Here is a 12,848-nt window from a genome sequence, read left to right as displayed (position 1 = left end):
TGCATCCTGCACCATTACTTATTGCACTTTGCACTAAGAGGAGATGAGATGATCGAGTACCCCGCAGGCATCGACGAGGCCCTCGACCGCATCCGCCGCGCCTGGGACGCCGGCGACGCCACCGCGTACGCCGAGGAGTTCACGGACGACGCCAGCTACGTCATCTTCGCCGGCCTGATCAGCACCGGGCGCGACGAGATCCGCGCCGACCATGTGCCCGTCTTCGAGCGCTGGCAGCGCGGCAGTCGCATGTCGATGAAGGTCCTCGACGTGCGGATGCTGGGCGAGGACGCCGCCGTGATCGTCACGGAGGGCGGGATCGGCAAGGGGCGCGGCATCCGACAGGCCGGCGACATCAAACACGACAAGGTGCAGACCTACGTGCTCGTGCGCGAGGGCGACCGCTGGCGGTGCGCGGCCTTCCAGAACACGAAGCGCAACCGGCTGTTCGCCGCCGTGAACTCGCGCGAGAAGCAGCGCCTGGCCTCGGTCTGACCGGTTTCAGTTGCGCTTCAGCCTGCAACGGCGAGACTGGTCGGATGCGGATCCTGCTGGTCGATGACGAGGTGCGGCTCGCCGACGGCATCCGCCGCGGCTTGGAGGCCGAAGGCATGGTGGTCCGTGTCGCTCATGACGGGATGTCGGGCCTCGATGCCGCTCGCGACGGCGACTACGACGCGATCGTGCTCGACGTGATGATGCCCCGTATGAGCGGCTACCGGGTCTGTCAGACCCTGCGCGCCGAGGGTGACTGGACTCCCGTGCTCTTCCTCACCGCCAAGGACGGCGAGTGGGATGAGGTGGAGGGTCTGGACACCGGCGGTGACGACTGGCTGACCAAGCCGTTCTCATATCCGGTGCTGGTCGCACGGATCCGGGCGCTGGTCCGCCGCGGAGGCCGGGAGCGGCCGGCCGTACTCGAAGCGGGGGATCTGAGACTGGATCCCGCCGCCCGTCGCGTGTTCCGCGGCGAGGAGGAGGTGACCCTCACCGCCCGGGAGCTCGCCGTGCTGGACTTCCTGCTGCGGCGGCGCGGCGAGGTCGTCACCAAGCGCGAGATCATCGCGAACGTCTGGGGCGACGACTTCGACGGCGACGCGAACATCGTCGAGGTCTACATCGGGCATCTGCGAGGGAAGGTCGACCGCCCGTTCGACCGTGCCGCCATCGAGACCGTGCGCGGGGCCGGGTACCGGCTCGCCGCGATGGGCGGCTGAGGTGGCGGTTCGGAAGGTGCGGATCACGCGATCGATCCGCGCGCGGATCACGCTCGGCGCACTGATCGTGGTCGCGCTCGCACTCGGCATCGGCTCGGTCGTCGCCGTGCGCATCATGGAGGGGTCGCTCACCGCGGGCGTCTCGGTCGCGCTGGAGCAGAACCTGAAGACGATCGCCGATCAGGTCGACCGGGATCCATCCGCGGTCAAGGAGCTCGACAGCGACGTGCTCGTGCGTCTCGACCCCGCAGGCGACAAGGGCGGCCATGGAACGGACGACGATGACGAGGACGAAGAGCCCGACGACGACGCCGCCGGTCTGCCCACCGCTTCGGAGTCCGACCCCGCGCGGGTCGTCATCGACGGGGAGCCGTATCTCGTGGCGTCGGAGGAGACGGATGCCGGTCTGCTGACCGTCGCGCAGCCGCTGGAGCACGTCGACGACGCGGTGTCCACCGCGACCGGCCTGCTCCTGGTCGCCGTGCCGCTGGTGCTGCTGCTGATCGGCGGGGTGCTGTGGGTTGTCACCGGGCGCGCGCTCGCCCCCGTCGAAAGACTGCGCAGACAGGTGGACGGCATCGATGCGACCGACCTCGACGAGCGGGTCGACGCCGGGCGCGACGAGCTCGGCGCACTCGCGGGCACGATGAACGGTCTGCTGGACCGGATTCAGGCCGCGCAGCTCACGCAGCGCCGGTTCGTGAGCGATGCCTCGCATGAACTGCGCTCTCCGCTGGCGACGATGCGACAGCACGCGGAGCTCGCCGAGGCGCACCCGGAGGCCACGTCCCTCGCGGCGCTGAGCGACGTCGTGCTCGCGGAGGGGTTGCGGATGCAGGAGCTCGTCGAGGGTCTGCTGCTGCTCGCGCACCTGGATGAGCGCCGCGAGCGTGCGACCGCCCCCGTCGACCTCGACGACCTCGCGCTCACCGAGGCGCGTCGGCTTCGTGGGACGGGAGTCGCCGTCGACGCGACCGGCATCGGCCCGGGGCGGGTGATCGGCGATCCCGCCCTGCTCGGCCGCGTCGTGCGCAACCTTGCGGACAACGCCGCGCGTCACGCGCGCTCGACGGTCGCGATCCGCGTGACCACGCAGGCGGGCCGGGTGCTGCTGCAGGTGCAGGACGACGGCGGCGGCATCCCCCCTGCTGATCGCGAGCGCGTGTTCGATCGCTTCGTGCGTCTGGATGAGGGGCGCGCCCGCGACCAGGGCGGGAGCGGTCTGGGGCTGGCGATCGTCACCGAGGTGGTCGGTGCGCACGGGGGGACGGTGACGGTGGCGCATGCTGCGGACGGCGGTGCCCTGTTCAGTGTCGATCTGCCCGCCGCCTGAACGGTCCTTCAGGATGCTTCAGGAGCGGTTCACCCCCTCTCGGACAGGCTGAAGTCATGGATACCGAGAAGAACACACCCCAGGACGACGCCCCGACCGCCCGGATGTCCGAGCAGTCGGCGGATGCCGCCAACACGACCACGACCGAGCAGAAGCCGAGGCGACGGCCGGGACGGATCGCCCTGATCGCGGCCGCTGCGGCCGTGGCCCTGCTGGCGGTCGGAGGCGGTGCCTACGCGGTCACCGGTGGCTTCGACGACGACCGCGGGTCGCAGGAGGCTCCCGCTGACGACCATGACGGGGACGACGACGGGCGGCACGACGGCGACGACGGGCGGCACGACGACGCGGCCGATGACGACACGGCCGACGACCGCGGAACCGGCGCGCAGGCGCCCTCGGATGCCGCATCCCTGCGTGCGGCAGCAGAGAAGGCCATCGCAGAGACCGGCGCGCAGGGTGCGACCTCGATCAAGGCGGAGCACGGCGGCTACGAGGTGGAGCTGCGGCGCTCCGACGGTACCGAGATCGACGCGTTCGTCACCTCCGACGGTGCGGTGCGGGTGACCGACGACCAGGACGACCGCTCTGACGACGCCCTCATCGACCTGAGCCGGCTTCCCGCGCTGACCGGCGCGGCTGTGAAGGCCGCGAACGGGACCGTCGACAAGGTCTCAACTACTTCGCAGCCCGGCGCCGCGTACGAGGTCGAGGTGCGCGCGAACGATGGACGCGACGCCGAGGTCCTCCTGGGCGCGGACGCCGCGGTGGTCGGGGTCGACCTCGACGACTAAGCGACCTGTGCGGTCAGCTCGACCAGGGTTCTCACGGTGCGAAGGTTGCGCGCAGTGCCCGCCACACCGAGAGCCCGGTCGAGCACCGGACCGGTGAGCTTGGTGGACTGCACGCCGCCGTCGCCATAGTCGATCCACAATTCCCGTCCCACGAGCGAGATCCGCTCCCACGGCTGGAGCCGGGGCGTCAGCGCCTCCACAGCCTCAGGATCCGCTGGGCCGTCGAGGAACATCGCGTGCAGCATCTTGTCCGCCGCGGCATCCGGGAACGGGTTCTCGGCCAGCACCGCGACCAGCTCGTCGTGACTGCGCTGCACCACCGGCGTGTCGACGCCGAACTCCGTGGCGATCAGTGCGCGCACCTCCGCAGGATCGGCGGGCAGGTCGCAGAACACGTTGCCGCTGGCGATGTAGGTGGTCACATTCCGCAGCCCGAGCCGATCGGCGAGCAGCTCGCGCAGCTCGGCCATGGGCACCCTGTTGCGGCCGCCGACGTTCACCGCGCGCAGCAGCAGCGCGCAGCGGTCGGTCACCGGGACCCTGAGCTGGACGAAGGGCTCTCGACCAGCTCCGCGCCGACGTGCGCGAGCTCGGCCAGCGCAGCGGCGCTGGAGTCCTCCCCCACGCCCGCGACCAGGTCGGTCAGGATGCGCACGTGCACGCCGTGGGCGACCGCATCGAGAGCGGATGCGCGGACGCAGTGATCCGTTGCGATGCCGACCACGTCCGCCTCTACGATGCCGTGCGCTGTGAGGATCTCGGCGACGGTGGCCCCGTCCTCGGCGGTGCCCTCGAACATCGAGTACGCCGGGCGTCCCTGTCCCTTGCGAACGTGATGGGTGATCGCCGCCGTCTCCAGCAGCGGGTCGTAGTCGGCCCCGCTGCTGCCTGCGACGCAGTGCACGGGCCAGGTGTCCACGAAGTCGGGCTCGGCGGCGAAGTGCCCGCCATTGTCGCTCTCGGCGTCGTGCCAGTCGCGCGAGGCGATGATCACGTCGTAGTCGCCGACGCGCTCGGCGAGCAGGCGAGAGACACCGGAGGCCACGGCGTCGCCGCCCTGCACCGCGAGCGCTCCGCCCTCGGTGAAGTCGTTCTGCACATCGACGATGAGTAGTGCTCTGGACATGGCTCGAGCCTACGCCGCAGAGGGATCCAGAACACGGCGAAGGCCCGGGATGCTGCATCCCGGGCCTTCTGCGGAGCCACCTGTCAGATTTGAACTGACGACCTGTTCTTTACGAGGGAACTGCTCTACCCCTGAGCTAAGGTGGCCTGCGCCGCGAACCGCGGCACGATCAACGATCTTACCTGCTCACGGCACCACCGCGAAATCAGCCGCAGCGCAGGCCGTCCTTCGGCACCGTGTCATCGAGGAAGAACGAGTTCACGGCGTCGTCGACGCAGGAGTTGCCCTTGTTGTACCCGGTGTGCCCTTCGCCGACGCGGGTGATGAGCACGCCGTTCTCGAGCTGGTCTGCCAGCGACACCGACCACTCGTAGGGCGTCGCAGGGTCGTTGGTCGTGCCGACCACGAGGATGGGACCGGAGCCGGGTGCGACGATCTTCTCCCGCTTCCCGGTGGCCGGGTACGGCCACTGCAGGCACGGGTCAGGGGCGTTCCAGTACGGCGCCAGCGTGGGCGCACCCTTCTCCACCTTGGCGCGTGCGGCCTTCTCATCGGCGGGGTCGGTGTCGACCGGATAGTCCATGCAGTTGTACGCCGAGAACGCCTCGGTCTGGTTGTCGGCATAGGTGCCGTCCTCGCCGCGCCCGTTGTAGTTGTCGGCGAGGAAGAAGAGATCGGTGGGATCGCCCTGCAGGGCGCCGTTCAGCGCCTGACTGAGATAGTCCCAGTAGTCCTCCGAGTACAGCGCCTGGATGATGCCGGTGAGCATCGTGTCGGCGCCCATCAGCCGGCCGTCGCCGCCCTCGAGCGGGTTGCGGTCGACGGCGGCGAGGAGGGCGGAGAGATCGGTGCGCGCCTCGTCGACGGTTCCGTTGAAGGGGCATCCCTTCGAGGACACGCAGTGCTTGAGGTAGGCGGTCAGCGCCGACTCGAATCCGAGGGCCTGGGTGGTGCCGACCTCGAGCCCGGGAACCGAGGGATCGATCGCACCGTCGAGCACCAGGTGCGTGGCCCGCTCGGGGTACAGCTTCGCGTACGTGGCACCGAGGAACGTGCCGTACGAGTAGCCCAGGTAGTTGAGTTCCTTGTCGCCCAGGACCGCACGCAGCAGATCCATGTCGCGGGCCGCGTTCACGGTCGTGACGAACGGCAGGATGCCTTCGGAGTTCTCGTCGCATGCGGCCCCGAACGCCTTGTTACGGGCGTTGAGCTCGGCCTCCCACGCAGGGGTGTTCCGCGGGGACTTCGGGATGCCGTAGAGGTACTGGTCCATCCGCTTCGCATCGAAGCACTTCACGGCGGTCGATTCGCCCACTCCGCGCGGGTCGAAGCCGATCACGTCGAAGGACTTCTCCAGGTCTTTGCCGACCGCGTAGTCCAGGCTGCTCTGCACGAAGCTCTTGCCGCTCGCGCCGGGACCGCCGGGGTTCACCAGCAGCGATCCCTTCGCGGTGCCGCTCGCCCGATGCCGCACGATCGCGAGCTCGACCTCGCCCTTGCCAGGGTTGTCCCAGTCCAGCGGGGCCTTCACGTCGGCGCAGTCGAACGAGGGGCCGCAGCCGCTCCAGTCGAGCTGCTGGTCGTAGAACGGCAGCAGGTTCTCCGCGACGCCCGAGGTGTCGGGAGCCTTCGTGGCGGCGGGCGGCGACTCGGCGGGGATCATCGAGTACAGGCATCCGCTCAGCACGAGTGCCGCAGCAGCGGCACCGGCGACGACGGCGGCGATCCGGCGCAGCCCGGAGGTCGATCGGTTCTTCACGGTGTCCTTCCGCTCGTGACTGTCACGAGAAGGCTCTCCAGGGCGAGCAGCGGAGCGACGTTGCGCTCCAGAGACTCGCGCGTGTCGGCGAGATGGTCGAGGACGATCAGCGTGCGCTCGATCGGCCAGGATTCGGCGAGGCCGCGCAGTTCGCCCTCGAGCTCGCGGTTGATCAGATCGTCACCGCGGCCGTACTGCAGCATGATGACGTCGCGGAACATCGACTGCAGGTCGGTGAGCACCCGGTCGATGCCGTCGCGCAGGCTGCGGGTTGCGCGCTTCTTCTGGTCGTCCTCGAGCGCCGAGATCTGGGTGCGCAGCGCGGGCGGCACGGCCTGTCCCTCGGCGATGCCGACCGTGCGCAGCAGCGCTGCGCGCTCTGCAGCATCCCGCTCGGCGGTGAGCGATTTGGCGTCGTCGGTGGCGGCTTGGATGACGCGACCTGCGACGTCGACCGCATCGCGGACTCCGCCGACGCCGAGCACCGCGCGCAGGGTCTCATCGCGGCGGCGCCGCGCCGCCTCGTCGGTGGCGAGACGCTGCGCCATGCCGATGTGCCGCTGCGCGTGGCGCGCTGCCTGCTCGGCGATCTGCTCATCGACCCCGGTGCGCTCCACGATCAGGCGCGCGACGTCGGCGGCATCCGGCTCGCGCAGCCGCAGCGCGCGCACCCGGGAGCGGATGGTGGGCAGCAGATCTGCCTCGCTGGGCGCGCAGAGCACCCACACCGTCTGCTCAGGGGGCTCTTCGAGGGCCTTCAGCAGCACGTTCGAGGTGCGCTCGACCATGCGATCGGCGTCCTCGACGACGATCACCCGGTAGCGACCTGCGGAGGGGGCGAAATAGGAGCGGGCGACGAGATCGCGCGCCTCTCTGATCGTGATGAGCACCTTCTCGGTGCGCAGCACGGTGACGTCGGGATGCGTGCCGGCGAGCACCTGGCGCATGGTGTTCTCGTCGTCGGGACTGTCTGCGATGAGTGCGGCCGCGAAGGCGTACGCGAGGGTGGAGCGCCCGGACCCGGGCGGCCCGGTGAGCAGCCAGGCGTGCGACAGCGCGGCGGGGTCGGATGCCGCATGGCGCAGCGTCTCGACCGCGGCATCCTGCCCCCAGACATCCGTCCACGGAAACGGGGCGGTGGTCGTGAGGGTCATGCGCTCCAGCCTAATCGGAGGGTCCGACGCGCGCCGCTCAGAGCAGGGGCTCGACGCGGTCGCGGATCTGTGCAGCGATCTCGTGCGCGGGAAGCGCGGCGTCGACCACGAGGAAGCGCTCGGGCTCCGCTGTCGCCAGCCGCAGGTAGGCCTCGCGCACCCTGGCATGGAACTCCTCCTTCTCCGCCTCCAGGCGATCGAAGGGTTTGTCGTCGGCGTCCAGCCGCAGACGCGCCGTGGCAGGGTCGAGGTCGAGCAGCACCGTGAGATCGGGCAGCGCTCCCTCGGCCGCCCACAGCGACAGGTCGCGCACCTCGGTGCCGTCGAGCACCCGTCCTGCGCCCTGGTAGGCGACGGAGGAGTCGAGATATCGGTCCTGGATGACGACCTCGCCTCGCGCCAGCGCCGGGCGGACGACCGTCGCGACGTGATGCGCACGGTCAGCCGCGTACAGCAGCGCCTCGGCGCGCGGGGCGATGTCGCCGCGGTGGTGCAGCACGATGTCGCGGATCAGACTGCCCACCTCGGAACCGCCAGGCTCGCGAGTGTGCAGCACGCTGCGCCCGCCCGCGCCGAGCCAGGTCGAGAGCAGCTCGGACTGGGTGGTCTTCCCCGACCCGTCGCCACCCTCGAACGTGATCCAGAGTCCGGAGGTCACGAACCTGCCTGCTCTGCCGCCTTCTTGGCGGCGCGCGTCGCCGCCGCCTTCTTCGCTGCGGCCGACCGCGCGGCCGCCTTCTCGGCATCCGTCTTGGCGGGCGCCTTCTTCGCGGGCGCCTTCTTCGCGGCAGGCTTCTTCGCCGGAGTCTTCTTGGCACCGCGCTTCGGAGCCGGCCCCTTGGCGCGCTTGTCGGCGAGCATCTGCACGGCGACCTCGAACGTGATGTCGGTGGGCTGCTGGCCGCGCGGGATCGTGACGTTGGTCTCGCCGTCGGTGACGTAGGGCCCGAACCGGCCATCGCGGATGCGGATCGGCTTGCCGCTGACCGGGTCGGCCTCGAACTCGGCGATCGCGCTGGACGCCCGGCGTGAACCGGCGCCGTACTTCGGCTGCGCGTAGATCGCCAGCGCCTCATCGAGCGTGATGTCGAAGATCTGCTGCTCGCTCTCCAGCGAGCGGGAGTCGGCGCCCTTCTTCAGGTACGGGCCGTAGCGGCCGTTCTGCGCCGTGATCTCATCTCCGGACTCGGCGTCGACGCCGACGACGCGCGGCAGGCTCAGCAGCTTCAGCGCGGCGTCGAGGTCGATCGTGTCGACGGACATGGAGCGGAACAGCGACCCGGTGCGCGGCTTGGGCGCGGCATCCTTCTTGGCCTTCTTCTTCGGCTTGTCCTCTACGAGCTCGCCGGTGGCGGCGTCGACTGCCGCATCATCGGTGACCGGGTCGTTCTCCTGCACGTATGGACCGAACCGGCCGTCCTTGACGACGATGATCTTGCCGTTCTCGGGGTTCTCGCCCAGCACGCGGTCGCCCGCGACCGGCGCATCCACGAGCTCGCGCGCCTTCTCGGCGGTGAGCTCGTCGGGTGCGAGGTCCTCGGGGACGTTCACGATGCGGGGCTTGGCCTCGGGGTTCGCCGGATCGGCGACCTCGAGGTAGGGGCCGTACTTGCCGAAGCGCAGCGTGACGTTCTCGGCGATCGGCGTCGAGTTCAGCGCACGCGCGTCGATCTCGCCGAGGTTGTCGACGACCTGCCGCAGACCGACATGCTCGTCCGAGCCGAAGTAGAACGAGTTCAGCCACTCGGCCCGCTTCTGCTCCCCGCGCGCGATGGCATCGAGGTCGTCCTCGAGTGCGGCGGTGAAGTCGTAGTCGATCAGCTCGGCGAAGTGCTGCTCGAGCAGCCGAACCACACTGAACGCCATCCAGGTCGGCACGAGCGCCTGCCCGCGCTTGGTCGCGTAGCCGCGGTCGATGACGGTGCCGATGATGCTGGCGAACGTCGACGGGCGGCCGATGCCGTGCTCCTCGAGCGCCTTCACGAGGGATGCCTCGGTGTAGCGCGGCTTAGGGCTGGTGCGGTGTCCCTTGGCCTCGGACTCGGCCATGCCGAGAGCGTCGCCGACGGCGACGGCCGGCAGCGACTGGTTCTCGGCGGCGTCCTGCGAGTTGCGCTTCTCGTCGCGCCCTTCTTCATAGGCCTCGAGGAAGCCCTTGAAGGTGTAGACGGTGCCGGAAGCGGTGAACTCGACGCGCTTGCCCGCGGCATCCGCCTCGAGGGTGACCGTGGTCGTCTCGTACTTCGCGTCGGACATCTGGCTGGCGACGGTGCGCTTCCAGATCAGGTCGTACAGGCGCTGCTCATCGCGATCCAGCTGCGAGGAGACGGACGCCGGAGTGCGGAAGGTCTCGCCGGAGGGGCGGATCGCCTCGTGCGCCTCCTGCGCGTTCTTGCTCTTGGACTTGTACACGCGCGGCTTCAGCGGCACTGCGGCATCGCCGTACAGCGCGACCGCCTGGTTGCGCGCGGCCTGGATGGCCTGCGTGCTCAGCGCGACCGAGTCGGTGCGCATATAGGTGATGTAGCCCTTCTCGTACAGACGCTGGGCGGTGCTCATCGCCTGCTTCGCGCTCATCGAGAGCTTGCGTCCGGCCTCCTGCTGCATGGTGGAGGTGGTGAACGGGGCGTACGGGCTGCGGGTGCCGGGCTTGGCCTCGACCTTGGTGACGGTCGCGCGGGCCGCGGCGTCCACGGCGGCGGCGATCTCAGCGGCCTGCTTCTCGCTGAGGACGACGACGGCCTTCTTCAGCTTTCCGGTGTCGTCGAAGTCGGTGCCGCGCGCGAGCTGGCCGCCGTCGACGCGCACCAGGCGCACGCGGAACCCTTCATCTCGCTGCGCTCGCTCAGGGACCGACACGAATGCAGTCGACTCGACGTCCCAGTACTCGGCCGAGGTGAACGCCATGCGCTCGCGCTCCCGGTCGACGATCATCCGGGTGGCGGCGGACTGCACCCGGCCGGCCGACAGACCCGTCTTGACCTTGTACCAGAGCACCGGCGACACGTCCCAGCCGTACAGACGGTCGAGGATGCGCCGGGTCTCCTGCGCGTCGACCAGCGCGAGATCGAGCTCACGGGTCTTGCCGACGGCGGCCTGGATGGCGTCCTTGGTGATCTCGTGGAAGACCATCCGCTTGACGGGCACCTTGGGCTTGAGCGTCTCGAGCAGGTGCCACGCGATGGCCTCGCCCTCGCGGTCCTCATCAGTGGCGAGCAGGAGCTCGTCGGCGGACTTCAGAGCGCGCTTGAGCTCCGCGACGGTCTTCGTCTTGCGATCCGAGACGACGTAGTACGGGTCAAACCCGTGGTCGACGTCGATCGAGTACTTTCCGTACGCCTGCTTGTCCGCAGCCGGGATGTCCTTCTTGTCGGCGAGGTCGCGGATGTGACCCACCGAGCTGAGCACCTCGTAACCGTCGCCGAGGTATCCCTGAATAGACCGCATCTTCGTCGGGGACTCGACGATGACGAGCTTCTTGCCTTCAGCCAAGGGTGCGTCCTTTCTTCGAAGCACACCATACACACCGCGTTCGTGTCGTGAACACAGCGTCGATGAGGGGAGGTTCCGCAGTCAAGTCCCGTCGGGTGGCCCTGCTCGGGCCCGGGAGACGGCGGCGAGACCAGCGTACGCCGCCCTGACCTGCACCGTCGCCACCAGCCCGTCGACCGAGCACTCCACGAGGGACGCACCGGACGCCGCGGCCACCCGTTCCGCGACGACGCAGGGGTCGTCGGCGGCGGGCACGGCACCAGAGGCCGTGTCGGCGGCGGCGAGCGCGGCGGCGTCCGCCGCGGCGGCGGACCGCTGTGCCGTGACGGATGCTCCGCCCACGGCCGCGAGGCCGAGGGCGAGCGTCGCGGTGACGGCGAGCACCCCGGTCGCGAAGGCTGTTCCTGCCATGATCTCCTCCTTCCCTCACAGTCCTCCGGAGAGCGCGCAGCTCGAGGCGCGCAGCGGCACCGAGATCAGGCGACCGACGGAGAGTTCGGCGCTTGCGGTGACGCAGATCAGGTCGCCGCGCTGCTCGGATGCCGCCGCCGCACCGTCGACGGCGGCGCTGACGGCGCCGAACGCGCGATCCGTGCTCTCACCACGGCCGAGCAGCCGTGCGGCATCCGCCGCGGCATCCTGCAGGGAGACCTGGCGGGCGGCGGCTGCGAGCGCACCGACGCCCAGCATCATGACCAGGAGGACGGCGGGGACGGCGATGGCGAGCTCCGCCGCCACTGATCCCCTCTCGTCCGGCATCCGCCGCCCGCACGGTCGCATCATGACACCGTGAGCGCCCGGCGCACGAGGTCCGTGAGGATGCCGCGCACCTCGTCGGACTTCATGATCACGACCAGCAGCCCGGCGAAGGCAACAGCAGCCACTATTGAGCCGATAGGGCGTTTACCGTTTGCGGCCGATGCGCCAGAAGCGCCGCCTCCGCTGCTGGCGTGCGACTGCCTCGACCCCACCTAGCTTCTCGATCTCCGCACGCCGCTGCAGCTCGGCTTCATCAAGCTCTGACGGATCGACCTCTGCGCCGTTGGGGCGCATCGTTCCCGAGACCACGCCGTCGTATGTCATCTGCCACACGTCGACGGCCTCTTGCTGAAGCCCCTTCGGGGACCGCTCGCCCCGATACCAAGCCGCGACCTTGCTCGTCGTTGCGGTGACCAGCCAATGGTTGGCCGAGTTCGTTACCTTCGTCCCGTCGGCATAGGCGTGTATCAGTGCGATGCCGAGCACCCCCGCGATCTCGCCTTCGCCTTTCCCGAGCAGGTAGCCGAGTCGCGAAATCTGCTCGACCGCCTTCTCGCGGGTGTCCCACCAATCCCGCTCCGATGCGTCTCGGCTGAGCCGGAGCATCTTCATCAGGAGCGCGTCGACCTTCGCGAGAATCTCGCCGATCTCCTTTGCGCGTCTCGTCGCGCCGCTTCGCTCGGCGGTCGAGGCGATCTTTCGCCAGCGGCCCGAATACGCCACCGGCCAGCGTCCCGGCGACGCCGATCAGCGCAACAATCACGACGTCGGTCATACGGCCAGGCTAGCGGCGGCTCGACGTCGCCTTATATGTGGGTCATCGTCGCCAAATATGTGGGGCTCCCATATATTAGGTCTGACCAGGGCTTTTTGACTCGACTCGCCGCCGAAGCTTCGCTAGTCTTTAGGCAGTCAGCACCGCCCCGCATCGCCACTGAGAAGGTCGCCTATCGTCCGACTCCAGCGGGTTCCGTAGGAACCGTTTGGAATGAGACGAAATGGAATCCCGACCCCGTGTCGCGACCAGCCGCTACGGCGCTGCTGTCCGATATCACGGTCCCGAGTCGCCTGAGGCGGTGGATGCCCGCCGCGACCTCGCCGCTGCCAAGATCAGCGCCTCGATCGACTCGGCTCTGGCCGCCTCCGGCGCGCCGCTGAAGCCCGAGCACGCTGCGGCACTGGCGGCTCGCCTGCAGGGCGGTGCACGATGAACG

General features: G+C 69.3%; 15 protein-coding genes and 1 tRNA gene. 5 read left to right on the top strand and 11 right to left on the bottom strand.

The genetic code is table 11. The annotated features are described in order from the left end of the window. The first annotated feature begins 48 nt into the window (after nucleotides 1–48). The 4 genes from ACFVDO_RS19480 to ACFVDO_RS19465 are packed head-to-tail and all read left to right on the top strand — an operon-like array spanning nucleotide 49 to nucleotide 3,344. Nucleotides 49–495 carry an SgcJ/EcaC family oxidoreductase gene (locus ACFVDO_RS19480; RefSeq protein ID WP_378859253.1) on the top strand — a complete coding sequence of 149 codons (447 nt, stop codon included), beginning with the start codon at nucleotides 49–51 and terminating at the stop codon, nucleotides 493–495. Nucleotides 496–539: 44 nt separating this feature from the next. Further along, a complete protein-coding gene (locus ACFVDO_RS19475) occupies nucleotides 540–1,217 on the top strand; it encodes a response regulator transcription factor (protein ID WP_378859254.1) in 678 nt (225 codons plus the stop codon). A 1-nt stretch (nucleotide 1,218) separates the two neighbouring features. Next, a complete protein-coding gene (locus tag ACFVDO_RS19470) occupies nucleotides 1,219–2,550 on the top strand; it encodes a sensor histidine kinase (protein ID WP_378859255.1) in 1,332 nt (443 codons plus the stop codon). 56 nt (nucleotides 2,551–2,606) lie between these two features. Next, complete coding sequence (locus ACFVDO_RS19465) at nucleotides 2,607–3,344, top strand: hypothetical protein (RefSeq protein ID WP_378859256.1); 738 nt, start codon at nucleotides 2,607–2,609, stop codon at nucleotides 3,342–3,344. On the opposite strand, the gene ACFVDO_RS19460 is transcribed toward ACFVDO_RS19465, so the two are convergent. The 11 genes from ACFVDO_RS19460 to ACFVDO_RS19410 all read right to left on the bottom strand — a co-directional run bounded on the left by ACFVDO_RS19460 (nucleotide 3,341) and on the right by ACFVDO_RS19410 (nucleotide 12,357). Next, nucleotides 3,341–3,877, bottom strand: coding sequence for a DUF1697 domain-containing protein (locus ACFVDO_RS19460; protein WP_378859257.1), 537 nt, complete (start codon nucleotides 3,875–3,877; stop codon nucleotides 3,341–3,343). The genes ACFVDO_RS19465 and ACFVDO_RS19460 overlap by 4 nt on opposite strands. After that, entirely contained in the window at nucleotides 3,874–4,470 is a 597-nt protein-coding gene (locus tag ACFVDO_RS19455; RefSeq protein WP_378859258.1) for an isochorismatase family protein, read from the bottom strand. The genes ACFVDO_RS19460 and ACFVDO_RS19455 overlap by 4 nt, the downstream gene beginning before the upstream one ends. Before the next feature lie 74 nt (nucleotides 4,471–4,544). Next, nucleotides 4,545–4,616: transfer RNA gene (locus ACFVDO_RS19450), tRNA-Thr, on the bottom strand. Nucleotides 4,617–4,675: 59 nt separating this feature from the next. Continuing rightward, on the bottom strand, nucleotides 4,676–6,229 hold the full coding sequence (locus ACFVDO_RS19445; RefSeq protein WP_378859259.1) for an alpha/beta hydrolase: 1,554 nt from the start codon (nucleotides 6,227–6,229) through the stop codon (nucleotides 4,676–4,678). Continuing rightward, nucleotides 6,226–7,383, bottom strand: a complete 1,158-nt coding sequence (locus ACFVDO_RS19440; protein ID WP_378859260.1) for a DNA polymerase III subunit delta' — start codon at nucleotides 7,381–7,383, stop codon at nucleotides 6,226–6,228. Before ACFVDO_RS19440 ends, ACFVDO_RS19445 begins: the two co-directional genes overlap by 4 nt. 37 nt (nucleotides 7,384–7,420) lie before the next feature. Beyond that, nucleotides 7,421–8,041: a dTMP kinase gene (gene tmk / locus ACFVDO_RS19435; protein ID WP_378859261.1), complete on the bottom strand. Its 621-nt coding sequence runs from the start codon at nucleotides 8,039–8,041 to the stop codon at nucleotides 7,421–7,423. Further along, nucleotides 8,038–10,875: a type I DNA topoisomerase gene (gene topA, locus ACFVDO_RS19430; RefSeq protein WP_378859262.1), complete on the bottom strand. Its 2,838-nt coding sequence runs from the start codon at nucleotides 10,873–10,875 to the stop codon at nucleotides 8,038–8,040. Before topA ends, tmk begins: the two co-directional genes overlap by 4 nt. Nucleotides 10,876–10,956: 81 nt before the next feature. Further along, on the bottom strand, nucleotides 10,957–11,286 hold the full coding sequence (locus ACFVDO_RS19425; protein WP_378859263.1) for an Rv3654c family TadE-like protein: 330 nt from the start codon (nucleotides 11,284–11,286) through the stop codon (nucleotides 10,957–10,959). Between the two features lie 15 nt (nucleotides 11,287–11,301). Beyond that, a complete protein-coding gene (locus tag ACFVDO_RS19420) occupies nucleotides 11,302–11,613 on the bottom strand; it encodes a TadE family type IV pilus minor pilin (protein WP_378859264.1) in 312 nt (103 codons plus the stop codon). Nucleotides 11,614–11,654: 41 nt separating this feature from the next. Continuing rightward, a complete protein-coding gene (locus ACFVDO_RS19415; RefSeq protein ID WP_378859265.1) occupies nucleotides 11,655–11,846 on the bottom strand; it encodes a DUF4244 domain-containing protein in 192 nt (63 codons plus the stop codon). Next, a complete protein-coding gene (locus tag ACFVDO_RS19410; protein WP_378859266.1) occupies nucleotides 11,779–12,357 on the bottom strand; it encodes a hypothetical protein in 579 nt (192 codons plus the stop codon). Before ACFVDO_RS19410 ends, ACFVDO_RS19415 begins: the two co-directional genes overlap by 68 nt. A 275-nt stretch (nucleotides 12,358–12,632) precedes the next feature. On the opposite strand from ACFVDO_RS19410, the gene ACFVDO_RS19405 reads away from it, so the two are divergent. Continuing rightward, nucleotides 12,633–12,845 carry a hypothetical protein gene (locus ACFVDO_RS19405; protein WP_378859267.1) on the top strand — a complete coding sequence of 71 codons (213 nt, stop codon included), beginning with the start codon at nucleotides 12,633–12,635 and terminating at the stop codon, nucleotides 12,843–12,845. The last annotated feature ends 3 nt before the right edge of the window (nucleotides 12,846–12,848 follow it).

This window comes from Microbacterium sp. NPDC057741 (assembly GCF_042798735.1).
Lineage (GTDB): Bacteria > Actinomycetota > Actinomycetes > Actinomycetales > Microbacteriaceae > Microbacterium.
Note: the sequence above shows the minus strand (reverse complement) of the source record. Positions and strands in the feature narration are given on the sequence as shown.